Below are 25,206 nucleotides of genomic sequence, written 5' to 3'. Positions count from 1 at the left end.
AATAGTCAATATAGACAAGAAGCGGGCGGGCAGGCGTAATTTATTGAGAGGTTCCGCTCCCGGCAACAGGAAGCGGAACCAAAAGGGTGAGGCGGGTTATAGAGTAGTGCAGTAAGGTCCGATCAAGGTGCCGACGAACCCTCCGGCCACGTTGGTGCTGAGGTTGGTCGCATCCACGTTCTCGGCCAGAGTGTGGCGTTCGCCGCCGACCTCGTAGTGGGCGTTCATCGTCCCCGCGTTGAACTCCAAAGACAGAGTAACGTCTTCCGTGCTGGTCAGCGGTTCGGCCTTGACCAGCGTATTCTCACCAGAGCCCTGGTGCCGGTAAAGCGCTACCTGAGGTTCTCCCTCGTGCTCAGTGATGCCCAGGAAAATGAAATGCTCGTCATTTTGAACCGCGGCAATACCGGCCATTTCATCGGCGGTGGCGGGATCGAATGAGACGGTGGTGGACGCCGTGGCAACATGGTGCTGCTGGCGCTTGCCCAGGAAAGCGGGCACCGCGTCGAGATTGCCCAGTCCGCCCTGGCAGCTCAGAGTCAGCGCACCGTTATTGACGTCGTAGAAGGCCGTTTCCGGGGCGCGAATACCCATCCAGCCCAAGGCCAGCTCGTCACCGTCAAACTCGTCGGTGTAGCCAAAATCGCCAGCGTTCGGTGGTGTCGCTTCGTTCTGCTCCGGTAGCTTCGGCTTTTCCAGCGCAAACGGAATGCGCTCGCCCTGGGGCAGGATATAGGGCCAGTTGTCCTCCCAGCGAACCGGCAGCAGGAACGTCTCCCGGCCAATATTGAACATGTCGTTATCATAGGGGCGGATCGCCAGGAAAGTGGCCCACCAGTCCCCATTGGGAATCTGTACAAATTTGGCGTGTCCGGCGGCGATAATGGGATATTCACGCTCGAACGCCAGATCGCGTTGGGTCAGGATCGGGTTATGATCGGCCGGCTTATAGGGGCCCCAGACATCGTCTGCACGGAAAATCGTCTGGGAGTGGTGCACACTGGTGCCGCCCTCGGCGGCTGTGATGTAGTAATAGCCATTGCGCTGGATAATGTGCGGCCCCTCAATCCATACCGGCTCTTCGGAAATATCCACGCCACCGTTGATCAATTGCTTGCGTTCGCCGGTCATGGTCAGGTTTTGCCAGTCGAACTCCTGTATCCAGATCGCCCGGTGACCGTCATACCGTGGCTCCTCGTTGGGCGCGCCGTTATTGAGGATATAGGCCTTGCCGCTGTCATCCCAGTGGATGGAGGGGTCAATGCCCTCAAAACCCAGCCAGTGGGGGTCCGACCAGGGGCCTTCGGGGTGGTCGGCGGTCATCACAAAATTGCCGCCGCAGTCGACGCAAGTAGAGGCCAGATAATACGTGCCTTCGTGGAAAGAGATATCCGGTGCGAAAATCCCGCGAGAGACCTCAAGACCGAAAAAGTCGAACTGGTCTGGCCGGTCAATCGCGGTAGCTACTTGGGTCCAGTTCACCAGGTCTTTGGAGTGATAAATCGGTAGCCCGGGGAAGTGGGTAAACGAAGAGGTGACTACGTAATAGTCGTCACCCACGCGCGTCACGGTGGGGTCTGGCGCATAGCCGGAAATAATAGGGTTGCGAAACTCGTTCTCGCCAAGGGTGACCTGCTCCTGGGATTGCCCCTGGTAGTCAAACTTCGTGAACCGGGCCGAAGCCGGGGCGTTCTCGTTGGATGAAGTGGCTTCCTGGGCCGACGATGCCTGGGATTCACGGGTGTTATCGTTGGTCGAATCACAGCCGGCCAGCAGGGCGACCAGTGCCATAAGCGGCATGCTCATCATTTTTTTCATGGGGTCAATCCTCGGGAGGTTCTGAAATCGTGTGCTAAGACGATTCTAATATATTATGACAATATCTTATGGTAAGTGTAACTATAATGCTTATTGCCGTCGCGTACAAATACGCTAACTCTTCACGCACACATACACCGAGTTTGTCGATTCGCCATGTTGAAATGGGTTATAGAATGAAACCACATGCGACTCGACGTGTTTGAACACGGTGTTCAGTAAAGCCTCGAAGCCTTCGTCCGGGAGATTCTGGGACCACATGGCAAACACCCCCTTGGGTGTCAGCTTCTCCGCCATCAGCGTCAGGTTCTCCGTGGTATAAAAACCGGCATTGCTGGCGTTCAGGTACTCGGTCGGGGAGTGGTCGATATCCAGAAGGATTGCATCAAACCGCCGGGTGGGACTGTCCGGGTCAAAACCGGCGTCGGGGTTCGTGGCCAAATCAAAGAAGCTGCCCAACACATAACGGTGGCGCGCATCCGCATTGAGCGTTTTCCCGAGCGGTACTTTTTCGTCCTTGTGCCAGCCGATGACGGTTTCCAGCGCTTCGACCACTAACAACTCCGATACTCGTGCGTCGTTAAGTGCGGCCACAGCGGTATAACCCAGACCGAGCCCGCCGACGACCACGCGGAGCGGATCGCTCTGAGTGGCCGCCAGCCCCAGCGTCGCCAAGGCTTCTTCGGCCTCGACAAACATGCTGGACATCAGAAACTCCTCGCCCAGTTTGACTTCGTAAATATCCCTGTCGCCGAACGCCGGCATGCGACGGCGGCGGAGGGATATCTCGCCCAGCGGGGATGCCTGGCTGTCAATTTCCTCGAACATGAAGGCCATAACGATTGGTTTCCGGCGATGTTGGTCGGCGGGCCTTTATTCCTCGCCTTCCGGGGTGATGGACAGGATATAGGCGGACAGCTTCGCCCGGGTATCGTCGTCCAGGAAACCATGAGCGGGCATGGTGTGCTCGCCCCATTTGCCGGTGCTGCCGTTGGCAATGGTGTTGGTAATGTAGCCTTTGGGGTCGTCCAGCTCGCCGTATTTCTGGCTGATTTGCAGGAAGCTTGGCCCCACGGAGACGTCGCGCTCCTGATGGCAGGCTAAGCAGCTGCTGTCCTTGGCGAGTGTTTTACCCTCGGCGATTTCCATCTGGGCTTCATGGCCCAGTCCTTCAGCGGCAGCGGCAACAGCGGTGTCTTCTTCTTGCAGCTCTGACAGGTCGGCGTTCGCGTCGTATTCCACCACACTCAGTTTGGCCGCTTTGCTGGCGGCCCACCACTGGGAGCCGTACTCAAGCACCCACAGGCGACCGTCGTCGGTAATCTTCAAGTCGAGCGGGCCAGCGAAGTCCACGGTGGGAGCGAGGTCTTCGATCTTGACCACATTGTCGTACTCATCCAGCGTGACGACTTTGATCCAGCTGCGCATGAAGTCGCCGATAATCAGCTTGCCCTGATAGTACTCAGGGTAGGCCAGGTCGCCAGATTCCGGATACACACCCGCTACCAACGCATTGCGCCCGCCCTGGCCCAGCTCAGGAAAGCGTTCGGAGCTGTTGTAGGGGTACCAGATCAGCGCCGGTTGGGCCGGAGGGAGCACTTTCAGCCCCGTATTGCGCGGTGAGAAATTCTCCGGTGCCAGGGGGTTGAACAGTTCGCCGCTGGTGCCGGCCTCATAGTCGTACATGCGATAGGGGATATTGTTGCCCACCATGGTGGGCCAGCCGAAGTTACCGGCTTCGGTCACCTTGTTGATTTCATCGTAACCGCGCGGGCCGAAGTCGTCGGTCTCTTCTTTGGCATCGGGGCCGATATCGCCGTAGTACAGGGTATCGGTTTTGTCGTCCACGGCGATGGTGTAAGGGTTGCGGGTGCCCATGACATAGATTTCCGGGCGACCTTCTTCGGCCGAGGTGAACAGGTTGCCCTCGGGAATGGTGTAGCCGCCGTCTTTATCCGGGTGGATGCGCAGGATCTTGCCGCGCAGGTCCTGGGTGTTGCCCGCGCTGCGCAGGGCGTCGCTGTGCTTGCCTTCGGCGGTGTTGTTCATCGGGCCGGAATCGTTGGACTCAAAGGGGTTGGTGTTATCCCCCAATGCGACAAACATATTGCCGTGACGGTCAAACTCCAGATTGCCGCCGGTGTGGCAACAGGTGTTATCGTTGGGAATGTCCATCAACACCTGCTCGGAGTCCATATCGAGGGTTTTGCCGCTCACCGTAAACTGCGCCAGACGCTGCAACAAATCGTGCTCACCGCTCTCGTCCGGGAGGTTGTACATGGCGTAGATGATCTGGTTGTCCGCGAAATTGGGGTCGAAAGCCACCGCAATCAGACCAAACTCGATGCGCTTCTCCGGCGCAAAGACATCAAACTCGGCCATGACAGACGTTTCCTGAGTGGCCACATCCAGCCAGAACAGCGTGCCCTCGCGCTGGGCAATCATGGCCGCGCTGTAATCGCTGGTCACGTCGAAACTTATCGGCTCGTTCAGGTCATCCACCAGAACATGACGCTGGAAGCGGCGCGGATCGGGCTTCGCCTGGGTGTAATCCAGTGCCTGACGCTCACCCAACGCATATTCAAGCCCACCGTCCAGATGCTGCAAAAACAGAGTGTTGCTGAACATCTCGCTGGTGTGGCCAAGGCCCGTATAGAACACCCGGCCACCATCAAACTCGTGATACCAGGCAATAGGGTGGTAGGCACCATGCTGGCCGCCCTGGTAGCTGCGTTCGTCAACGGTCAGCAGGTCATGGCGCCGGTCTGAGAGCAGCTTGAAGTCATACCATTCGTCGGCCAGCCGAAACTGCTCCGGCAGTGCCTCAGTCGCGGGGTGGTTCGGGTTAACCACGTTGAGCGTGGCCCCCTGCACATTCGAAGGGTCACCCGGATGGGACTCAAAAGCCGCGCCCACCAGGCGCTGGAACCAGTGCCAGTCGCCTCCGTGCTCTGTATCCGTGGCGGAGTGAATGCCCACAAAACCGCCGCCCGCCTGGATATAGCGCTCAAACGCCAGCTGCTGCTGCCCATTGAGGATATCCCCGGTGGTGTTTACAAACACCACCGCGGCCATCTTCTGCAATTCCTCGTCAGTGAACACACTGGCATCTTCCGTCGCCACCGGCGTCAGACCTTTCTCTTCCACCAGTTCCGTCACAGCCTCGATGCCCGCCGGAATTGAATCATGCCGCCATCCGGTGGTTTTGGAGAAGATCAGCACAGAGTTCAGAGTAGCGCCCTGCTCAGCGGTGGAGGGCTGTTTCGCCTCTCGGTCGGATTCAGAGCAAGCAGCGGTAAAGGCGCCCAAGAGTACGAGGGCGAAAACAGCGAAAATACGAGGGGTATTCACAGTCATGGGGAATATCACATTGCCTATGGGGTGTTATTACTCGCTTGTTTATGGGGGTACAAGCTAAGTGCGAAAATCGAACGGCCGTCACTATAAACCAGACGGGGGAGTGATGCGAGTCGCAATGACAATAACGATCCGAAGGTGAGGCTGGGACGGAAAAGCCTTTGCAGTGCTTCTCTTATAGAGCGCAATTTGCCAAACAATCTGTGCGAAAACGTGTCACTGGATTCAAGGGATATCGCCACTAGGCACTACACAGTGCGAAGTTATTAATTTGCGGTTTTTATCTAAAAAAATAGAGTAAATAGTTGAATAACCGGTTCTATTCTATAGAATTAACGAAATTCTGTAGGTTTTAATAGATAAATATATCAATTTATAGATTTCTGGTGATTTTCTATGGAGACTAATCGTTTGAGCCAGCAACTGGAGCAGTTGGCCGAATTGGCAAAGGCCTTGGAGCAGGAGTTGGCCCAGTACCGGTCCAAAGGGGCGGCGCCACCGGTGCCCATTGAAAACGCTGGTGAGGTGATCCGCGAGGCCAGGCTCCGCCAAGGGCTCAAGCAGGCCGACCTCCAGGATTTGGCGGGCGTGGGCATCACCTCTGTCGTCAATGTGGAGAACGGACAGCTATCGGTGCAGCTCGATACTCTGAAACGGCTCGCTGGCGCCCTGGGGCTGAGACTGTACATCGGAGAGTAATTATGGCCAGCGCCGAAAAACGAAAGGCAGATGTGTACTTTTTGGAAGTATTCGCTGGCGTCCTCGAGGAAACCGGTGCCGGGTACCGGTTCACCTATGACCCCAACTACCCAGTCAACGGCGGTCGGCCGATCGGGGTTCAGTTTCCGTTGAGCCAAGCGGTCTATGAGTTTGAACACTTTCCCGGGTATTTCGACAACCTGGTGTCCGAGGGCTGGCTGCGACGCACCCAATCGCAAACCCAGCGTATTGCCGAAGAGGATCGATTTGGGCTTCTTCTGGCCAATGGCCGTGACCTGGTGGGTGCGGTCAGCATTTTGCCGAGTAAAGAATGATGAATGAGTATTGTCACATCAGCCTCAAGCCCCTGACGGGCAAAGAGACGCACCCAGGCTACCGGGATGCTGAATATAAGCGCCTTTTCGGCAGCTTGAAAATGAAACCTGTATTACCGTTTACCCGAGCTGAATTCTTCCAGGCCGGAGGCCGTTACACCAAAGGGATGTCTATCTCTGGCGTTCAAGAGAAGCTCCCGTTGGGAGTACGCGCGGGTGAGTTAGTGCCGGTAGACGAGGGTGGGCTTTACATTCTCAAGCCAAGCCCCGAAGCCTATCCCCACGCCGCCGAGAACGAACACGCCGGAATGGAGTTGAGTCGCCTGGTTGGCATCGAGACCGCGTTGTGCGGCCTGATCCCTTTTAAAGGCGGCGAGTTTGCCTATGTGTGCCGCCGGTTTGACCGGGACGCCAAAGGCAACAAGGCGCCCCAAGAGGATCTGCTGCAAGCCGCAGGACTTCCATCCGAGGATAAGTACCGGCTTAGCTATGAAGCGGCTGGTCACATTATTTCAAAAGCCACCAATGGCAAGCCAGCGCCCGTTCTGGAAATGATCAAGCGGGTGATGCTCGCCTATGTGATGGGGAACGACGACCTGCACCTGAAAAACCTGAGCTTGCGCCGCGCTACACCCAAAGCGTTTTACAGCTATTACGATCTATTGACCCCAAACTACGACGTCTTGTTCTGTGGCGGCTTTGAGCATTCCGCCCAGGATAGCTTTCTGGCGCTGGACCTGTTGGCCAATGACGACTTCACGGAAAGCTACGAGCGGCTGGGCTTCTATACCCTGAAGGATTTCCTTGAGCTGGGGCGGCGGCTGAAGATTCCAGAGCGAGCGATAAATAATTTTGCCAGCAAGCTGGTCTCCCTGGAAGACAAGGCGGTAACCTTGATCCAGAACAGTTTTATGCCGAAGGCTATGCGTGAGAGGGCAGAGGTCGTGGTGCGGGAACGGCTTAACGTCATGAGTCCAGGCTAATGGTGTGAGGCTCCAAAAAAAAGCCCCACCAGCTTTCGCTGGTGGGGCTCCGAGTGACACCCATCCGCGGTTACTTTTCGGCGGCTTTCTTCTCTTTTTCCTTGGCGATCACAGTCTCGGCCACGTTGGCCGGGCAGGCCGCGTAGTGCGAGAACTCCATGGAGAACTGACCGCGGCCAGAGGTCATGGTGCGCAGGGTGCTGATGTAACCGAACATTTCTGAAAGCGGTACATCGGCTTTAATGCGAACGCCGGTAGCGTTTGGCTCCTGACCGGAGATCATGCCGCGACGACGGTTCAGGTCGCCGATAACATCACCCACGTGGTCCTCCGGGCTGAACACGTCCACCTTCATAACCGGCTCGAGCAACTGCGGGCCAGCTTTGGGCATGGACTGACGGAAGGCGCCCTTGGCGGCAATTTCGAACGCAACGGCCGAAGAGTCAACGGCGTGGTAAGCACCGTCTGTCAGCTCGATATCCACGTCCAACACCGGGAAGCCGGCCAGAGGGCCAGAGCCCATCAGGGACTTGAAGCCCTTTTCGATGGCGGGGAAGAATTCCTTGGGAACGTTACCGCCCACCACCGAGGAGCTGAAGGTGAAACCAGTGTTCGGCTCGCCGGGCTTGATGGTGTAGTCGATCTTACCGTACTGACCGGAACCACCGGACTGCTTCTTGTGGGTGTAGCTGTCTTCGATTTCCTGAGTGATGGTCTCGCGGTAGGCCACCTGCGGCTGGCCGACAGTCAGCTCAACCCCGTAGGTGCGCTTGAGGATATCCACTTTAATATCCAGGTGCAGCTCGCCCATGCCTTTGAGGATGGTCTCACCCGAGTCGCTATCGGTTTCAACGCGGAAGGTGGGGTCTTCGGCGACCATCTTGCCGATGGCGATACCCATCTTCTCGGTGGCGCCCTTGTCTTTCGGGAACACCGAGATAGAGATCACCGGCTCCGGGAACACCATGGCTTCCAGGGTGCAGGGGTGATTGGGATCACACAGGGTATGACCGGTCTGCACGTTTTTCATGCCCACGATGGCGATAATGTCGCCTGCGGTGGCGAACGACAGCTCATTACGCTCGTCGGCCTGCATCTCAACCATCCGGCCCACACGCTCGGTTTTGCCGGTGAAGGAGTTGAGGATGGTGTCGCCTTTGTTCAGTTGACCTGAGTAGATCCGAATGAAGGTCAGGGCGCCGAAACGGTCGTCCATAATCTTGAACGCCAGGGCGCGGAAGGGCTCGTCGGGAGACACGATGGCGTGCTCGCCGGTCGGGTTGCCTTCTTCGTCGGTCAGCGGCTGCGGGTTCACTTCCTGCGGCGCGGGCAGATAGTCGACAACGGCGTCCAGCAGCAGCTGCATACCTTTGTTTTTGAAGGCCGAACCACAGTAGGTGGGGAAGAAGGCCAGCTCCAGAGTGCCCTTGCGGATGCAGCGCTTAATGTCGTCTTCGCTGACTTCCTCGCCTTCCATGTAGGCCATCATCAGGTCGTCGTCCATCTCGACGGCGTTTTCGATCAGCTGGTCGCGGTACATCTCGACGTCATCCACCATATCGGCCGGTACATCGGTGATGGTGTAGTTTTCCGGCAGGCCGGTATCATCCCAGACGTAGGCTTTGCGGGTCAGCAGGTCCACGACGCCCGAGAAGGTGTCCTCGCGGCCGATCGGCAGGGTCATAATCAGCGGCTTGGCGCCCAAAACTTTCTTGACCTGGTCGGTGACGCGCAGGAAGTCCGCACCGATGCGGTCCAGCTTGTTGACGAAAATCAGTCGCGACACCTTGGAGTCGTTCGCATAACGCCAGTTGGTCTCGGACTGGGGCTCCACGCCGCCAGAGCCGCAGAACACGCCGATGCCGCCGTCGAGTACCTTCAGTGAACGGTACACTTCCACGGTGAAGTCAACGTGCCCGGGGGTGTCGATGACGTTGAAGCGGTGCCCTTTCCAGAAGCAGCTGACGGCGGCCGACTGGATGGTGATGCCGCGCTCGGCTTCCTGGTCCATGAAGTCGGTGGTGGATTCACCCTCGTGCGTTTCACCGAGCTTGTGAATTTTACCCGTCAGCTTCAGGATACGCTCCGTGGTAGTGGTTTTGCCGGCGTCTACGTGGGCGAAGATACCGATGTTGCGGTAAAGGGATAGATCAGTCATAGCGCTCTCTAAAGCTGGGTTGAACACGGGGGTTAAAATTAGGCGGCAAATATACTGGAAATGGGGGAATTTTGCTCGTAAAAAATGACGAATTTCCGACCAGCGGCTTAGTTTTGCCCTCTCAGGCGAAACAGTCTATCCCATCCAGTGCCATGTGAATCAGCAGGCCCAGGCCAATCAGCCTGGTTTTGGGCCAGGCAGCCAAGCCGGCATAGGCCGCTATGGCGGGCCAGCTATGGAGTGGATGAAAGCCGATACTGCAACGGTCAGGAGCGTAGATGGGGTCAGCCAGTAGGTGATCGAGGTCGACCACCATAGTCGCTACCATGATCAACCAGGCTTTTAGCCATTTCTCCTTAAAGAACACTCGGGCGACGATCGCCGGAACCGCGAAATGGAGGAAAATGTGAAAAACCGACATGAATGACATGCTTGGGATGGGTCTTTTTCGGGTTAGTGGATGGGTAAAAGGGGACGAAGGGACTAAATTATATTCCGTCCATCCCCCTTTATTTGCGGGCCGAGCCAGGAGTTCTCGTCATGCGATGATCCCCCTCCAGCCCCTGATCCTCTGCCGCCCAGGCGCTGCCTACCACCTGAACTGCGCGTCGCCTTTCGCTCCGCAAGTCGAGCCATTCAAGCCGACGCTCCGGAAGGCATTGGCACAGCTTGTCGAGTAGACGGGCTTGGGCTTTCATGTGGCAGTTCCCTATTGGTGTCGAGCGGTCGAGGACACCGCCAGACTACTTCGCAACCCCTAGCCAAGCAAATAGGCTCCAGCTCTTTGCTCGTCCAAATTCCCTCTAGATACGACATTTTCGCCTATCAAAGCGAAATTTCCTCTCAGCAAGGAGTAGCTCTGCGAATTGGGCCGTGCGAAAGCAGGTCTATTTCGGGGACATTTTCAAAATGTGGGTGTCCAATTCTACTCTAATTGATAACGAGAACAGCGTTTCTGGAAAAATCTCGATAGAAGTGCAGGCCGTAACCCTATCAGTACTGTTCAGTTCAAAGTAGACTGGGAAGGCCAGAAATCTTGAACATCTTAACCAAAAGTGGAGAGAAACGTGGTTAGTGATGAGATTTATGTTTCCGTTGATGTAGAAGCGTCTGGCCCTGTGCCTGGCGAGTACAGCATGCTTTCTATTGGGGCATGTCTAGTAAGTGAGTCTACAACATATATCTATCTTGAGCTAAAGCCTGTAAGTAAACATCACGACTCAGAAGCTCTTGCTGTTTCTGGTTTAAGCCTAGACCGCTTAGAGAGAGAGGGGCTTGAGCCTGAACAAGCTATGAAGTTATTTGGCGAATGGATTGAATCATTCTGCCTACCAGAACAGAAAGCCATTTTTGTGGGACTTAACGCACCTTTTGATTGGTCATTCGTTAACTATTACTTCCAAAAGTATCTAGGGAATAACCCTTTTGGTTTTACGGCAATTGATATGAAAGCCTATTTTATGGGAGCGTTTGGTTGCAGCTGGAAGGAGACAAAATCCTCCAAAATGTCAGTGGCTCTCAATCCGAAAACTTCACCAAACCATAATGCATTGGATGACGCGCGTTTTCAGGCGGAGTTGTTTGCTCTAATGTTGAAGAGAGGTTCAAAGGGTTGATTATGTTCAGCTTCCAAGATATTCAGACCAAACACCTTCAATATAGCTTCCTTGCCTGAAGGACCAAGCTCTTATGCCATTGGATTTATTTGAAGTCCCTACGATTACAGCGATAGGGCTGGGTAGTTGCTGACTGTTATTCTCTGAGAAGCGACGGAAGCTCTCTATATCTGCGTGGGAGACCTCAGGAACCGACTGAGGATGAGTGTGCCAGTACCCAACCAACCTCAATCCTCTTTCGTTGGCATCCAAAATTTCTTGCTTACACCTTTCTGGATCCAGATTTATCCACGATTTCCCCGCTTGATCGTTATAATGTGGAGGAGTGGCATCGGAAAGTACTAGGCCGTTCGAGTTTCCGAGGTCGGCAAATAGCTGACCACCTCTTTCTAAGTTGAATCTTTTCTGTCGGTATTGGTTGAGAACTTTTGCTACAGATTTAGAAACTAAAAGCTCGCAATCCAACTTTGGCCATTTCCAGGTCCAGGCGAAGCCGGTCATGCGACACTTTCCATTTGATCTGGCCATCTACGTTCCAAAATGGATTGTTGTACGCCATCTGGCAATGGTGGCCCTAAGTATCGACCACCCAATCCCGCGACATCTTGAGGCCTATAGATCGTTGTTATCCATGTGGCAGTCGAGAGTTCGCGGGAAAGAACTCGCAAAGCGGATTGGGATACCATTGAAGCCACGTTTGTCATTCCCAATGATCCACCTGGAATAAAGCTTTCTCCACATGCCGGTAATGGAACGACTCCGCCCTCTGGCCATTCAGTGTACTTGTGAAGAAAATTGCCATTATCTTCAAACAGGTATCTGGCATCAGGCGATCCGCTGGGTGCGAAGAGCGCGTGTCCTACTTGTGTATAAGGCTCACTCCAAGCATGAAGTAAGCCCCAAATAGCTCCTTGAGACTTGACCCTCCAAAGTGCGACCTCAGATTCCCAGTCAGCTGTTGTAACTATGACTAGATTCGCTTTCTCAAACAAGTCCTTTTTCTGATGCAGTACGGCTTCGGCGTAGGTAGCATAAGCTTCAACTTTGGCTGTTGGGAGGTCTTTGAGGATTCTGTTACGCAGCGCATAGGCTTTGGGCTTTCCTAGATCATCAGCGCCGAGCACGTGCCTTCCAATGTTTTCAGAAACAAGTATCTCTGGATCTATTAGAGTGATGCGGCCAACGCCAGCCCTGGCAAGCTGTGCAGCTACGGCTCCACCGAGGGAGCCAACGCCAACGAGGATAACATGCGAACTATCAAGACCCTGAGCAATCCCATGCAAGTCGCGGGACAGTATAGTGGAACGGTCCAGAATATCGACCGTAGATGATTGAACAAGTTTGGGAGAGCCTTGTCCGGATTTGCTCGCCGTTCTGTATGATGATCGCAGCCCAAACCGTGGTCCACGATTAGGCTGTAAACTGCCGGAGCGAAGATTTAGGCAATAGGTCGAAGATCCCTCATTGCCAGGCAGTTCCAGTACAATCCATCTGTTTGTTATCGATCCCCGTTCTTCGATCCAGCTCATTAGCTTCTGCGAGCTTTCATTAGACAAATGAGGTGTTAACCAGTCCATAATCTTAGCTGGATCTGGAATTCGAATATCTGGATACGACTTCAGTTTTACATAGAAGCCAGGCAACTCAAGGGATCTGATCTTTACATGGCGTCCGATGAGACGAAGAAAATGAGTTCTAATAACTGAAATATCTGTCGCCATCCAGACGGTTTCCTGTCCGGAAGGGACGGCGAACCGAGGATCGCTGAGAGCGAATAGCTCTGATCCGCTCTTTGGGCGATCTAATAGAATAATGTTTTGAAGAGAACTTGCATGCTGCATTTCCCAGTAGGACGTAATTTCATTCTGGAATTCTGTTTCTCGTTCAGCGTCATCAGATCCCAATTGGCATAAGGTTATAATTCTGGCTAGCCGCGAGATGCTGTCTTGTACTATGGACTCAGGGGAGCCGGTGATGGGGCGCTCTCGAAATCCATGAAGACATAGTCCAGATTTCGTGGCGTGAGGCCAGACAAGCCACGGCGAGGGTTCGACATGCAACCTAATCGGGTCCGCTGGGAAGTTTTTGGGGAAGCCTATACGTACTTGTCGTTGCGTGCCCGTATAGTCAACCGGCAGAGGAAATAGGAAGGTCGTGGCTTCGTCAGCTTTCGTAGAGGCGGGGTGAAGAAGGGCCTCCGCCGCTTCTTCACCCAAGGCCTTTCTTAGAGCCGCCACCCCTCGCTCTAGAGGATTATCATAACTCTCAACCAAGACGTTCAACCGGCTTTACGTCAGCTTGAGATTTACCGCTGGTTGTCGTACCACCGAAGAGCGCTCCCATAGACAATGCGTTGCGAGTTTTTCCCTCGGGACGACCCGGCATCGTCCAGTTAGCTGGAATCTCATTGTTGATAAGAGTGACAAACGTTGGGCCCACTCCAAAGCTCTCATTAGCTGCGCTAGCAAAAGCTGTTGCAGAGTCAAAGTTTTCTAATCCCAAGGTCACCGATGAAATAGCGCTCGTGTGCCAATCAGAAAATGCTTGACGGTAAATGCGACCCTCAGTTTCTCTGTTCCACTTTTCAGAAAAATTCTCGCCATGGTCCGCTGGGTTCAATACTCTATACTGGCTATTTTTGTATTCAATAAAGTTCGGCATTCTACGGACAATCTCAATGATCACATCCAATGGTCTAAGTGGCTGCGACCGAGACTCTTCGACCACATCAAGGTATGCATGCGTAGCAAGCGTTGTAATGACCGCTGATATTGGTCTACTCCCTTCGTTGCCGGAACGAATGGCCCACTCGTCACGGTGCCGTTTAAGTAGTTTGATGGTCGCGCGAAGGGCGTCCTGGTTGATATATGACTGGTAGTCGGGTAACGGGTCCTGAGTTGCGGCGTCATAGGCTCTCTGGCTCTTGGCAACGGCCAAGTAGCTTTCCAGCGTGATTTCCTCTTGGGAAGCTGCATTAAGCCAATTGGAGTATGGAATTGGGCTACTTGGCTTCCATCCAGCGACTCGATCTGGAACCTCTAGTTTGCCCTTTCCCTTTTCTTCGCCGTTTCCGTTGATCGCTCGCGCAGGTGTTATGTCAATATGGAATCCGGGGTTCTCATCTGAGTAGACGATTCGTATCCCTCTACGCAACTGTTGAATCTCTTGTTGGACGCGACTACCGTCTCTAAATCGTGCTTCGATGGCCTCCAAAACCTCGCTCGCGCTCGCGTCTTTGGTATTAGGTAGCCAGACGATTGCATCGGCATCAATAGTATCTAGGTCTTCCGGGGCTTTAGGTGCCGGTTTGACTGTGGTTTTTAGCCTTATAGATCCCTGAATAAAAATGTGGGCTTCAGATAGCATCGGGTTATCGGAGGCGTCTAGAATATTCTGTAGCTGCGCATAACGATTTTCGATCGTCTCATACTGAGCTTGCGATAATGAGATTTCTTGTGCAGCCCTGAGAAGAAAGTATTCCCAGCTGCTGCGCTTGGTTTGTTCGTTGAGTATTCCCACGATTAGGCCTCCTGAGCACTTGACGGTAAATGAAGAACCGGTTGGAATTGGTTCTGAGTGGAGCTATCCCTATCAAATATGATGTACGGGTGCTGGTGTTCAGTCGTGAGTAGAGCTCCGAACTCAATGGCTAAAGCTGCCGGAATCGCCGGAAAAACATTTATTTCGCCTGGAGTTTCTGCTTCGAGCTGGCTAAGGCATTTTTGGAGCGCATTGCGGAATGCATGAATTACTCGACGGTTCTTGACCATCATGTAGCTAGGTTCTGGGATGCTGAATTCTGCAATACGTGAATTTGGTAGGGCTGCATATATATCCCGAGAAGGGATTTTTGCGGAGATCGACAACACAAGTGCCAGTTGGCCATCGCCGGGAGGAGGGCCAGAAACGAGAAACTCAGGGGGAGCGGCATGCTGGTCTGGCCAATACAAACCGTGTTCTCGGTTAAGTGAGAACAGTAGTCGCTTGGAGCGATCACCGATCGCCTGTCCCAGTTGGATTAACGCCGGAATGTCGGCTAAGCCGACTACTGCGAGTGTCGGCGTGTCGCCAAACTGGCCACCACGTCGCTTTAGTTGATTGTCCAGCTCATGTTGGATGTCGTCTTTGATATTTTGCCAATATAGGGCATCTCTACCTCTCGCGCCAGGTGCTCGAAACGTGAGTTTGATCGGGTGGTCGAGCGCCGTTAATCCTTCACCCGACATGGCTACTAATAATTCACGGCTAGGTATATCGTTTTGGGTGGCAAAGTGTTGGCTTTGGACTATTACGGGAATAGCTCTTCCGTTGTCCGGTGTTGTTGCAGCCAGCCTGAGTCGCTCTAGGTATGCTTGGTGTAATCCTCTCAAGTCGTTTTCGGGATAGCCTTCGGCATCTCGATCAATTTTCCCGTGGCAATTCCGACATAGAAGCATGAGGTTAGCACAATCATTCGTGAGAGCTTGTGCCTGTTCAACACTGTGCTCAGTACGGCCCCTTGGGCCCTTTGGGCTCGCTGGTAGGACGTGAGCTACTTCCCCCCATTTAATCGGCGCGCCAACTCGATAGTCGTGCGTAAGGTCTACGCCACAGAGTTCACAGTGACCTGCCGCTCGGATCCAAACTACCTGTTTCACTTCAGCGGTTGTGTTGAATCGTCCTTTGGATGGGGTGGTGCTGTCTTTCTCTTCCAACGCAGTGTGCCCCCCAGGTGCGCGTGTACTTAACTAACAGTGGTAGCGCCGTATAAGATATATTCCAAGACTAGATCTAAATGTTAATTCAACAAAGCGAGCTTCCCTGTGTGTTCCGGTGCGGCCGTCCTTGGCTAAAAGGTTCTATATGTCTTTGCGAGGGGATGGATTAATCCCAGCTCAACGCACCACCCGTCTGATACTCAATAACCCGCGTCTCAAAGAAGTTTTTCTCCTTACGCAGGTCCATGATTTCGCTCATCCAGGGGAAGGGGTTCTGGGCGCCGGGGTACTGTTCTTTCAGGCCGAGCTGCGCGAGGCGGCGGTTGGCGATGAAGTGCAGGTACTCTTCCATCATGCCAGCGTTCATGCCGAGTACACCGCGGGGCATGGAGTCGCGGGCGTAGGCGATTTCCAGTTCGGTGCCTTCCAGAATCATCTGGGTGACTTCTTTCTGGAATTCCGGGGTCCAGAGGTGCGGGTTTTCCAGTTTGATCTGGTTGATGACGTCGATGCCGAAGTTCAGGTGCATGGATTCATCGCGCAAGATGTACTGGAACTGCTCGGCCACGCCGGTCATTTTGTTGCGACGGCCCATGGACAGGATCTGGCTGAAACCGCAGTAGAAGAAGATGCCTTCGGTCACGGCGTAGAAGGCCACCAGGTTGCGCAGCAGTTCCTGGTCGGTTTCCGGGGTGCCGGTGGTGAAGGTCGGGTCGCCCAGGGTCTGGGTGTGCTTGAGGCTCCAGGCGGCCTTGGCGGCGACCGAGGGCAGCTCGCGGTACATGTTGAAGATTTCGGCTTCGTCCATGCTCAGTGACTCGATGCAGTACTGGTAGGCATGGGTGTGAATGGCTTCTTCAAACGCCTGGCGCAATATGTACTGGCGGCACTCGGGGTTGGTGATCAGGCGGTAGATGGCCAGCACCAGGTTGTTGGCGACCAGGGAGTCGGCGGTGGAGAAGTAGCCGAGGCTGCGCTTGACGATGCGGCGTTCGTCTTCGGTCAGGCCGTCTTTGCTTTTCCAGCAGGCGATGTCCGCGGTCATGTTCACTTCTTGCGGCATCCAGTGGTTGGCGCAGCCGTCCAGGTATTTCTGCCAGGCCCAGTCGTATTTGAAGGGCACGAGCTGGTTGAGGTCGGCGCGGCAGTTGATCATGCGCTTGTCGTCGACTTCAATACGTGAGGCGCCCATTTCCAGCTCTTCCAGGCCGGGGGCGACGTCCAGGTGTTCGAGGGATTCGCGGGCCTGGGCCACGGCATCGGACACCTTGCCGTTGCCCTGGGCCTGTTGGGCCTCAGAGGTGGCAGCGGCCTGGGCCGGGGCGCTATCGTAGCTGGCGGCCGGTTCCTGAACTTTGGATTCGGGCTCCGGCGCACGCTGGGGAGCCGGCTTGGCTTTTTGCGGAGTCTCTTCGGCGGCGTCGAAATCGTCCCAACTTAACATGGCGCGGTTTACCTTTGGTTGTTTGGTTCAGAGTGTTTGGTTTGTTTGAATCGGCGCGCCTCCCGAGAGGCGCGCGGGTCACAACGGTTACTGACAGGCTTCGCAGTCCGGATCGTCCAGAGAGCAGGCCTTGGGCACCGGCGCGGCTTCGCCACTGCTGGCGGAAGCACTGGCTGCGGCGGCGCTCGCGGCGACACCACCACCGCCTCCGGCGGATACGGCGTTGTGGGTGCCGGTGGTCACGGTGGATTTTTCAGTGCTGCTGGCGGCCAGGGCACGGAGGTAGTAGGTGGTTTTCAGGCCACGGAACCACGCCATGCGGTAGGTGATGTCCAGCTTCTTGCCGTTGGCGCCGGCGATGTAGAGGTTCAGGCTCTGGGCCTGATCGATCCACTTCTGACGGCGGCTGGCGGCGTCCACGATCCACTTGGGCTCCACTTCAAAGGCGGTGGAGTACAGCGCTTTCAAATCGTCTGGTACGCGGTCGATGGGCTGCACGGTACCTTCGTAGTATTTCAGGTCATTGACCATCACGTTGTCCCACAGCCCACGGTCTTTCAGATCGTGTACCAGGAAGGGGTTCACGACGGTGAATTCGCCGGACAGGTTCGATTTCACGTACAGGTTCTGGTACGTGGGCTCGATGGACTGGCTCACACCGGTAATGTTGGCGATGGTGGCGGTCGGGGCGATGGCCATGACGTTGGAGTTACGCATGCCGTGAGTCTTCACTTCCTCGCGCAGGCTGTCCCAGTCCAGGGTTTGCCCCAGGTCCATTTCGATGTAATCGCTGCCACGCTCGTCTGCCAGCTTCTGGATGGAGTCGATGGGCAGAATGCCCTGACTCCACAGTGACCCTTCGAAGGTGGCGTAGCGGCCACGTTCTTTGGCCAGTTCGCACGAGGCTTTAATGGCGTGGTAGCTGATGGCTTCCATGGAGGTATCGGCGAACTGCACGGCTTCATCGGAGCCGTAGGGCAGGCGCTGCCGGTACAGGGCGTCCTGGAAGCCCATCAGGCCGAGGCCGATGGGACGGTGGCGATAGTTGGAGTTCTTCGCCGTGTCCACGGAGTAGTAGTTAATGTCGATCACGTTATCGAGCATGCGAATCGCGGTTTTCACGGTTTTCGCCAGCTTGTCGTGGTCGAGCTTGCCGTCGACAATGTGCTGGGCCAGGTTCACGGAGCCGAGGTTGCACACGGCAATCTCTTCATTGGACTTGGTGTTCAGCGTAATTTCCGTGCACAGGTTGGAGGAGTGCACCACACCGGCGTGCTGCTGCGGGCTGCGCAGGTTGCAGGCGTCCTTGAAGGTAATCCAGGGGTGGCCGGTTTCGAACAGCATGCCCAGCATTTTGCGCCACAGGTCTTTGGCGCGCAGGGTTTTGAACAGCCTCATTTCGCCGTTCTGGGCCATGCGCTCGTACTCGTTGTAGCGGGCTTCGAACGCCTTGCCGTAGAGGTCGTGCAGGTCGGGCACGTCGCTGGGCGAGAACAGGGTCCATTCGCCGTCATCAAATACGCGCTTCATGAACAGGTCCGGTACCCAGTTGGCGGTGTTCATGTCGTGGGTGCGGCGGCGGTCGTCCCCGGTGTTTTTGCGCAGTTCGACAAATTCTTCAATGTCCAGGTGCCAGGTTTCCAGGTACGCACAGACGGCGCCTTTGCGCTTGCCGCCCTGATTCACTGCCACGGCGGTGTCATTGGCGACTTTCAGGAAGGGCACCACGCCCTGGGAGCGGCCATTGGTGCCTTTGATGTAGGCGCCCAGTGAGCGCACTGGAGTCCAGTCGTTGCCCAGGCCGCCCGCGAATTTGCTCAACATGGCGTTGTCCTGGATGGCACCATAGATGCCGTGCAGGTCATCGGGCACGGTGGTCAGGTAGCAAGAAGACAGCTGCGGGCGCAGGGTGCCGGCGTTAAACAGCGTGGGCGTGGAGCTCATGTAGTCGAACGAGCTGAGCAGCTTGTAGAACTCAATGGCGCGCTCTTCACGGTTGTCTTCCTCCACGGCCAGGCCCATGGCCACGCGCATGAAGAACACCTGGGGCAGCTCGATACGGGTATCGTTGCTGTGGATGAAGTAGCGGTCGTACAGGGTTTGCAGGCCGAGGTAAGTGAATTGCAGGTCGCGCTCGGCGATCAGGGCTTTGCCCAGTTTTTCCAGATCAAAGCCCAGCAGTTCCGGGGCCAACAGCTCCAGCTCCACGCCTTTCTGTATATAGGCACTCAGCGCCTTGGTGTACAGGGTTTCCATGTCGCCCTGAGTGGCGGAATCGGCCACGCCGAGGAAGCTCAGGGCTTCGGCGCGCAGCTTGTCCAGCAGCAGGCGGGCGGTGGCGTAGGTGTAGTTGGGCTCTTTCTCCACCAGGGTGCGGGCGGTGATGACCAGTGAGGTGTTCACATCCTTCAGCGCGACACCGTTGTACAGGTTGCGCATGGCTTCGTCGAGGATGGCTTTCTCGCTGACGTCCTTCAGGCCGGCGCAGGCTTCGTTGACGATGGTGCGCAGCCGCTGGATGTCCAGTGTGGAGCGGCTGCCGTCGTCCAGGGTGACTTCAATACTGGGGTAGTCCGGGTCTTCCACCGGAGTGGTGGCAGCCGGTTGCTTTTCGGCGCGCAGGCGGGCGTGCTCTTCGCGATACAGTACGTAGTCCCGGGCGATTTTGTGTTCGCCGGAGCGCATCAGCACCAGTTCGACCTGATCCTGAACCTCTTCAATATGAATGGTGCCGCCAGAGGGCATCCGGCGCTTGAAGGTGGCGGTAATCTGTCCGGTCAGGTTCTCCACTGTTTCACGCACCCGGCGGGAAGCGGCGGCGGTGCCGCCCTCAACGGCCAGGAAGGCCTTGGTCATGGCCACGGCGATCTTGCTCGGATCGTAGGACACGACGGTGCCGTTACGTTTGATCACGCGCACTTGACCGGGGGCTGTCGCGGAAAGGCTGGAGGGGGAGCGCTGTGCGTGGGCGTCTTGGCCTTCCGGGCGCGTTTGGGGGGTGGACTGGTCGGTTTCTGTGTGCATTGGGCGTCTCCGCGAGCGAGCTGGATTCGGTGGTCATTCAAGAGTCAGGCGTTTGGGGGCCAAACGTGACGTTTAAAAAGCGACTTGTGCTAAAAAACGACTTGCAGGTGCTAAAAAGCGACTTGCATGTAAATCAAACGGCTTGCGCAGTACGCAAGCGCGGCCACCGGGAGAAGGCGGTGGCAAAATTGGGCAAACGAGCGCAGCGGTTGGGGAGGTTTCCCGAAATCCTATATATAAAACTGTATCTTACATAAAACCCCATATATAGGGGTGCTGCGTGGATGTGCTACAAGATAATGCGCTTTTGAGCTGAATGCAAGCGGACAAGACAGGGGATGACCTGTGGATAAAATGTGTGTAAACCGGTCGGTCAGTGAGTGCTATCCCCGGGGCCGCGTTTTGTCGGGCGGTAACGGGCAAAAATACGGTGGCCGGGTTTTGATAGATCATTTTATTCTACTGAGAGAAACTTTTATGGCGAAGCGGTCCATGTGATTTATTGTGCCATTGAAGTGTGAGCTGCCTCTAGTTTGTTGAGAGGCTTTGGGTACAATAGTGTCTTAATTGTCACACAAAGGAGCGACATGCTCGCTGAACTCCTGGCCATTATGGCCCCGTTGTTTATTGGCACGGCCATCGGGTATGGCTGGGTGCATTCGGGGAAGGACTACCCGTCCGAGTTTGTCTCCCGGGCGGTCATGAATATTGCCACCCCGTGCCTCATTGTGTCGGTCATGTCCCGCGTCGAAGTCGAACCCCGCATTATGGGCGGGGTCGCGCTGGCCGCGGCGTTGGTGACGTTGAGCATGCTGGTCATCGGCTATCTGGTGACCCGCTGGCTGCGATTGGAGCCCGCCGGTTACCTGCCATCCCTGCTGTTCCCCAATAACGGCAACCTCGGTTTGCCCTTGTGTCTGTTCGCGTTTGGTGAAACTGGCCTGGCCCTGGCCCTGGCTTCCTTCATGGTGATGATGCTGAGCACCTTTACCCTGGGAATTGTGATGGTGTCCCGCGCCGAAGGTATCGGGGCGCGTCTGCGGGCGTTGGCACGCCAGCCGGTGCTGTATGCGATGGTGCTGGCGGTGGCGCTGCTGCTGACCGATACCGAGTTGCCTCGCTGGTTGTTTAACACCACGGATCTTCTGGGCGGCTTTGCGATTCCGTTGATGATCATGACACTCGGGGTGTCGCTGGCGCGCCTGAAACTGGTCGCCTGGAAACGCAGCTTGCTCTTCAGCGCTTTGCGCGTACTGGGTGGGCTGGCGCTGGGTTACCTGGCGGCCCGCCTGGTGGGCCTGGAAGGTGAGGCGCTGGGCGTTGCGGTGTTGCAGGCGGCCATGCCCGTGGCGATTTTCAACTATCTGCTGTCGCTGCGCTATGACCGCCAGCCCCAGGAGGTGGCGGCCATGGTGCTGATCTCCACGCTGCTGGCGTTTCTGGTGTTGCCGATGGTGCTGGTATGGGTCCTGCCCCTGGCGGGTACCTGAGGGGTCGGGTGACAAAACACTTGAGCTGGTGTCCGCCCATCCAGTAGGCTTGCCGGCGTCATTTTAATCAGGATTGAACTCATGGCTGGTGTGCGGGAAGGTGTGCGGGAAATAGTACTTACGTTCAGTTGTCAGGACGCCCAGGGTATTGTGGCGGCGGTTGCCAGCCTGTTCGCCCAGCGGGGCTTCAATATTCGCGAATCGTCCCAGTTCGAGGACACCAGCCGACGTCGCTTCTTTATGCGCACGGTATTCGAGTGTCCGGCGGGGTATGAGCTGCCTGCCATCCGGGATCTGTTTCGGCCCGTGGCCGAGCACTATGACATGGACTGGGATCTGTTTGATGTGGACTGCAAACCTAAAGTGCTGATTGCGGTATCGCAATGGGGGCACTGCCTGAACGGTCTGCTCAACAATTGGAAAAACGGCTCTCTGCCCATTGATATCGTCGGCGTGGTGTCCAATCATGAAGTCATGCGGGACCTGACAGAGTGGTATCAGCTGCCGTTCCATTACCTGCCGGTCACGGCGGACACCAAGGCGGAACAGGAAGCCCGCATCTGGGCGCTGATGGAAGACAGTGGCGCGGAGTGTCTGGTGCTGGCGCGCTACATGCAGATTCTCTCCGACGATTTGTGCCGCAAACTCAGTGGGCGGGCCATCAATATTCACCACTCGTTCCTGCCGGGCTTCAAAGGAGCGCGCCCCTACCATCAAGCGTATGAGCGCGGCGTGAAACTGATTGGTGCCACCGCGCACTACGTGACCGCCGATCTCGATGAAGGCCCCATCATCGAGCAATCCGTCGAGCGGGTCTCCCATGTGAACCTGCCTGAAGAAATGGCGGAAATTGGCCGTGATATCGAAGCGGTGGTGCTCAACCGCGCGGTGCGTTGGCACGCCGAGCATCGGGTATTGCTCAATGGCAGCAAAACGGTGGTATTTGCCCGTTAAAGGGTTGAACGGGCCTGGCGGGTACACTGTCACAGAAGCACACGCCATGTTTTCAGTGCTATAACTTCTGCAACCACAATCCCTGCAAAAGGAGTGACCGGATGTATCGACTGACTTTTACGGGTGATACCGTGACCGGCTTCCGTCGACAAGAGGCCATCGATAACCTGGCCCGATTGTTGGAGATGTCGCCGGAGCAGACCGAAGCCGAGTTGTTTTCCCCAGGCTCGGTGGATTTTAAAGTGGTAGATACTAAGGAAGAAGCCGATCAGTGGCGGCATGCGTTCGGTGAAGCGGGCGCGCTGCTGATTGTGTTACCCGAGGGAGAGAACACCCCCGGAGGCTCCCGGTTCGCGGGTGCCGACCCCGCCAGTACCTCCATTGAAGAGCCCACCCCCGCCTCTGTAATGGCGCGCCTGCCGGCGGTGCGTCGCCGCAACCGGGCCTTTATGATACTCGGTGCGTTGGGTGGACTGCTGGCCCTGCTGCTGATCGTGATTGCCTGGCTTTCTCGCTGAACAGGCTTTTCCGCTAAACAGGTTCATCCCGAAATCGTTCGCTTGCCGTACCGCCCGGTGGCTTTTTTGCACCGGCTTGAGCGGCAGGGTACACTTGCCTCGTGGTTAATATGACTATAAATGAGACCGTCACAATAAGATCACCATGAGGTACAGCAGTATGACGCGAACACTTTTGGCGCTGGCCGCGGGCCTGACTCTGACCGCCTGCCAGCCGATGTCCAGCATGGATAAAACGCCGGTGGCGGACAACCTGAAAGACGCTTACCAGCATGCCTTTAAAATGGGCGTGGCCGTGAATGAGGCCATCACGACGGGTGACGATGCCTCCTCACAAGCGATTGTGCTGGAGCATTTCAACAGCGTCACCGTGGAAAACGTGATGAAAAACGAAGAAATTCATCCGGAGCCCGGCGTTTATCGCTTTGGTCCCGCCGACAGCTTTGTCGAGTTCGGTGAGGAAAACGATTTGTTTATTATTGGCCACACGCTGGTGTGGCACAACCAGACACCCGCCTGGTTCTTTCAAAACGACGACGGTGAACCCAATACCCCCGAGCAGCAAAAAGAGCGCATGCGCCGTCATATCGAAGTGGTGGCGGGGCGTTACGCCGGGCGAGTTCATGCCTGGGATGTGGTGAATGAAATTATCGGGGATGACGGCGAATATCGTCCGACTACCTGGGTGAACAGCATCGGCAACGGGGACGATGTGGTGAAGCTCGCGTTTCAATACGCCAGTGAATACGCCCCCGATGCGGAACTGTACTACAACGACTTCAACGCCTGGCGTCCGGAAAAGCGCGACGGCATTGTGCGCATGGTAAAAATGCTGCAGGACGCGGGTATTCGTATTGATGGCATCGGTATTCAGGCACACTGGGGTCTGAACTATCCGAAAATGTCTTACATCGAAGACGCCATCGATGCCTACGCGGAGCTGGGTGTGAAAGTCATGATTACCGAGCTGGATGTGGATGTGTTGCCGCTCACCCGCGAGGGCCAGATTATCGGCACGGGCATGTTGCACCCGCAATACCAGAACGAAGAGTTCGTGGAATATCTGAACCCGTACCCGGACGGTTTGCCGGACGATGTTCAGCAGCAACTGACCGAGCGCTGGGAAGAGCTGTTCGAGTTGTTCTATCGCAAGCGTGACAAAATTGATCGGGTAACGCTGTGGGGTGTCACGGACGATATGTCCTGGAAAAATTACTACCCCATTGAAAACCGTGTGAACTATCCGCTGCTGTTCAACCGCGATGGTTCCCCGAAACCGGCTGTGGATGCGTTGTTGAGAGTGCCTACAGCGGAATAAAATAAATGGTGCCCACAATGCAATAAGTGCCTCGAAGTGGAGTGCTAAAAAACCCCGTCAATCCCTTGAGTTGGCGGGGTTTTTTATGGCTGCTCCAGCCGAAGCCGCTTAACAGCGGTTATCGACTTAGGCGCTTTGCTTGATGGCAATTTTCGCCACATGCTCACCCTGATAACGGGCGATCGTCAGTTCATTTTCCGAAGGTTGGCGATTGCCATCGCTGCCCGCGAGGGTGCTGGCGCCATACGGTGTACCGCCACTGACTTCGTCCATATTGGTCAGCGCGGGCACGGCGTAGGGCACACCCACAATGATCATGCCATGGTGCAGCAGTGAGGTATGGAAAGAGGTAATGGTGGTTTCCTGGCCGCCGTGCTGGCTGGCGGTGGAGGTGAAGACACTGCCCACTTTACCGATCAGTTTTCCTGCGGCCCAGAGGCCGCCCGTCTGGTCCAGAAAGTTGCGCATTTGTCCGCACATGTTGCCGAAGCGAGTCGGGGTGCCAAAAATAATGGCATCGTACTCTTCCAGTTCCTGCGGCTTGGCCACCGGAGCTGACTGATCCAGCTTGGCGCCCGCCGCCTTGGCAACGTCTTCCGGCATGGTTTCCGGCACGCGTTTTACCGTGACGTCCACACCTTCAACGCCTTTGGCGCCTTCGGCAATGGCGTTGGCCAGGGTTTCGATGTGGCCGTACATGCTGTAGTAAAGCACCAGTACTTTGGTCATAGGAGAACTCCTTCTATGTTGTTGATTCAGGTAATAAGGGTCTACAAGTGTACGCGTCTTTCTGAC

General features: G+C 55.8%; 21 protein-coding genes. 8 read left to right on the top strand and 13 right to left on the bottom strand.

Annotated features, from left to right (window positions below; all coding sequences use genetic code 11):
• Nucleotides 1-96 precede the first annotated feature (96 nt).
• The 3 genes from ACQCLF_RS05765 to ACQCLF_RS05755 all read right to left on the bottom strand — a co-directional run bounded on the left by ACQCLF_RS05765 (nucleotide 97) and on the right by ACQCLF_RS05755 (nucleotide 5,175).
• Nucleotides 97-1,818 (bottom strand): glycoside hydrolase family 43 protein, encoded by a 1,722-nt coding sequence (locus ACQCLF_RS05765; RefSeq protein WP_426985353.1) that lies wholly within the window; start codon nucleotides 1,816-1,818, stop codon nucleotides 97-99.
• A 114-nt stretch (nucleotides 1,819-1,932) separates the two neighbouring features.
• Nucleotides 1,933-2,655 (bottom strand): spermidine synthase, encoded by a 723-nt coding sequence (locus ACQCLF_RS05760; RefSeq protein WP_426985352.1) that lies wholly within the window; start codon nucleotides 2,653-2,655, stop codon nucleotides 1,933-1,935.
• Nucleotides 2,656-2,691: 36 nt separating this feature from the next.
• Nucleotides 2,692-5,175 (bottom strand): ThuA domain-containing protein, encoded by a 2,484-nt coding sequence (locus ACQCLF_RS05755; protein ID WP_426985351.1) that lies wholly within the window; start codon nucleotides 5,173-5,175, stop codon nucleotides 2,692-2,694.
• A 396-nt stretch (nucleotides 5,176-5,571) separates the two neighbouring features.
• On the opposite strand from ACQCLF_RS05755, the gene ACQCLF_RS05750 reads away from it, so the two are divergent.
• From ACQCLF_RS05750 to ACQCLF_RS05740, 3 genes are read left to right on the top strand one after another with little or no spacing between them, the layout of a single operon-like run.
• Nucleotides 5,572-5,874, top strand: coding sequence for a helix-turn-helix domain-containing protein (locus ACQCLF_RS05750; RefSeq protein WP_426985350.1), 303 nt, complete (start codon nucleotides 5,572-5,574; stop codon nucleotides 5,872-5,874).
• A gap of 2 nt (nucleotides 5,875-5,876) precedes the next feature.
• Nucleotides 5,877-6,209 (top strand): HipA N-terminal domain-containing protein, encoded by a 333-nt coding sequence (locus ACQCLF_RS05745; RefSeq protein ID WP_426985349.1) that lies wholly within the window; start codon nucleotides 5,877-5,879, stop codon nucleotides 6,207-6,209.
• Entirely contained in the window at nucleotides 6,206-7,192 is a 987-nt protein-coding gene (locus tag ACQCLF_RS05740; RefSeq protein ID WP_426985348.1) for a HipA domain-containing protein, read from the top strand. Before ACQCLF_RS05745 ends, ACQCLF_RS05740 begins: the two co-directional genes overlap by 4 nt.
• A 70-nt stretch (nucleotides 7,193-7,262) precedes the next feature.
• Here ACQCLF_RS05740 and fusA read toward each other — a convergent pair whose 3' ends face one another.
• The 3 genes from fusA to ACQCLF_RS05725 all read right to left on the bottom strand — a co-directional run bounded on the left by fusA (nucleotide 7,263) and on the right by ACQCLF_RS05725 (nucleotide 10,048).
• Nucleotides 7,263-9,350 (bottom strand): elongation factor G, encoded by a 2,088-nt coding sequence (gene fusA / locus ACQCLF_RS05735; RefSeq protein ID WP_426985347.1) that lies wholly within the window; start codon nucleotides 9,348-9,350, stop codon nucleotides 7,263-7,265.
• Between the two features lie 121 nt (nucleotides 9,351-9,471).
• A complete protein-coding gene (locus ACQCLF_RS05730; protein WP_426985346.1) occupies nucleotides 9,472-9,771 on the bottom strand; it encodes a DUF6122 family protein in 300 nt (99 codons plus the stop codon).
• An 88-nt stretch (nucleotides 9,772-9,859) separates the two neighbouring features.
• Complete coding sequence (locus tag ACQCLF_RS05725; protein ID WP_426985345.1) at nucleotides 9,860-10,048, bottom strand: hypothetical protein; 189 nt, start codon at nucleotides 10,046-10,048, stop codon at nucleotides 9,860-9,862.
• A 369-nt stretch (nucleotides 10,049-10,417) separates the two neighbouring features.
• Here ACQCLF_RS05725 and ACQCLF_RS05720 point away from each other — a divergent pair, with 369 nt between their 5' ends.
• On the top strand, nucleotides 10,418-10,966 hold the full coding sequence (locus tag ACQCLF_RS05720) for an exonuclease domain-containing protein (protein ID WP_426985344.1): 549 nt from the start codon (nucleotides 10,418-10,420) through the stop codon (nucleotides 10,964-10,966).
• Between the two features lie 6 nt (nucleotides 10,967-10,972).
• Here ACQCLF_RS05720 and ACQCLF_RS05715 read toward each other — a convergent pair whose 3' ends face one another.
• From ACQCLF_RS05715 to ACQCLF_RS05690, 6 genes are all read right to left on the bottom strand, one after another.
• On the bottom strand, nucleotides 10,973-11,467 hold the full coding sequence (locus ACQCLF_RS05715; protein WP_426985343.1) for a Mov34/MPN/PAD-1 family protein: 495 nt from the start codon (nucleotides 11,465-11,467) through the stop codon (nucleotides 10,973-10,975).
• The gene (locus tag ACQCLF_RS05710) at nucleotides 11,464-12,687 is read right to left on the bottom strand and encodes a HesA/MoeB/ThiF family protein (protein ID WP_426985342.1); all 1,224 of its coding nucleotides are present in this window, start codon (nucleotides 12,685-12,687) and stop codon (nucleotides 11,464-11,466) included. The genes ACQCLF_RS05715 and ACQCLF_RS05710 overlap by 4 nt, the downstream gene beginning before the upstream one ends.
• A 544-nt stretch (nucleotides 12,688-13,231) precedes the next feature.
• On the bottom strand, nucleotides 13,232-14,485 hold the full coding sequence (locus tag ACQCLF_RS05705) for a nucleotidyltransferase domain-containing protein (protein ID WP_426985341.1): 1,254 nt from the start codon (nucleotides 14,483-14,485) through the stop codon (nucleotides 13,232-13,234).
• A 2-nt stretch (nucleotides 14,486-14,487) separates the two neighbouring features.
• Nucleotides 14,488-15,660: an HNH endonuclease gene (locus ACQCLF_RS05700; RefSeq protein ID WP_426985340.1), complete on the bottom strand. Its 1,173-nt coding sequence runs from the start codon at nucleotides 15,658-15,660 to the stop codon at nucleotides 14,488-14,490.
• A gap of 169 nt (nucleotides 15,661-15,829) precedes the next feature.
• Nucleotides 15,830-17,107, bottom strand: a complete 1,278-nt coding sequence (locus tag ACQCLF_RS05695; protein ID WP_426985339.1) for a ribonucleotide-diphosphate reductase subunit beta — start codon at nucleotides 17,105-17,107, stop codon at nucleotides 15,830-15,832.
• Between the two features lie 87 nt (nucleotides 17,108-17,194).
• The gene (locus ACQCLF_RS05690; RefSeq protein ID WP_426985338.1) at nucleotides 17,195-20,131 is read right to left on the bottom strand and encodes a ribonucleoside-diphosphate reductase subunit alpha; all 2,937 of its coding nucleotides are present in this window, start codon (nucleotides 20,129-20,131) and stop codon (nucleotides 17,195-17,197) included.
• Between the two features lie 587 nt (nucleotides 20,132-20,718).
• Between ACQCLF_RS05690 and ACQCLF_RS05685 the strand changes: the two genes are divergently transcribed.
• The 4 genes from ACQCLF_RS05685 to ACQCLF_RS05670 all read left to right on the top strand — a co-directional run bounded on the left by ACQCLF_RS05685 (nucleotide 20,719) and on the right by ACQCLF_RS05670 (nucleotide 24,411).
• A complete protein-coding gene (locus tag ACQCLF_RS05685; protein ID WP_426985337.1) occupies nucleotides 20,719-21,621 on the top strand; it encodes an AEC family transporter in 903 nt (300 codons plus the stop codon).
• A gap of 81 nt (nucleotides 21,622-21,702) precedes the next feature.
• A complete protein-coding gene (gene purU, locus ACQCLF_RS05680; RefSeq protein ID WP_426985336.1) occupies nucleotides 21,703-22,575 on the top strand; it encodes a formyltetrahydrofolate deformylase in 873 nt (290 codons plus the stop codon).
• A 101-nt stretch (nucleotides 22,576-22,676) separates the two neighbouring features.
• Entirely contained in the window at nucleotides 22,677-23,093 is a 417-nt protein-coding gene (locus ACQCLF_RS05675; protein WP_426985335.1) for a hypothetical protein, read from the top strand.
• 160 nt (nucleotides 23,094-23,253) lie between these two features.
• Complete coding sequence (locus ACQCLF_RS05670; protein WP_426985334.1) at nucleotides 23,254-24,411, top strand: endo-1,4-beta-xylanase; 1,158 nt, start codon at nucleotides 23,254-23,256, stop codon at nucleotides 24,409-24,411.
• A gap of 126 nt (nucleotides 24,412-24,537) precedes the next feature.
• On the opposite strand, the gene wrbA is transcribed toward ACQCLF_RS05670, so the two are convergent.
• Nucleotides 24,538-25,140: an NAD(P)H:quinone oxidoreductase gene (wrbA, locus tag ACQCLF_RS05665; protein WP_426985333.1), complete on the bottom strand. Its 603-nt coding sequence runs from the start codon at nucleotides 25,138-25,140 to the stop codon at nucleotides 24,538-24,540.
• Nucleotides 25,141-25,206 lie beyond the last annotated feature (66 nt).

Origin of the sequence: Marinimicrobium sp. ARAG 43.8 (assembly GCF_050113635.1) — a bacterium.
Lineage (GTDB): Bacteria > Pseudomonadota > Gammaproteobacteria > Pseudomonadales > Cellvibrionaceae > Marinimicrobium.
This window is presented reverse-complemented; position numbering and strand designations above follow the sequence as displayed.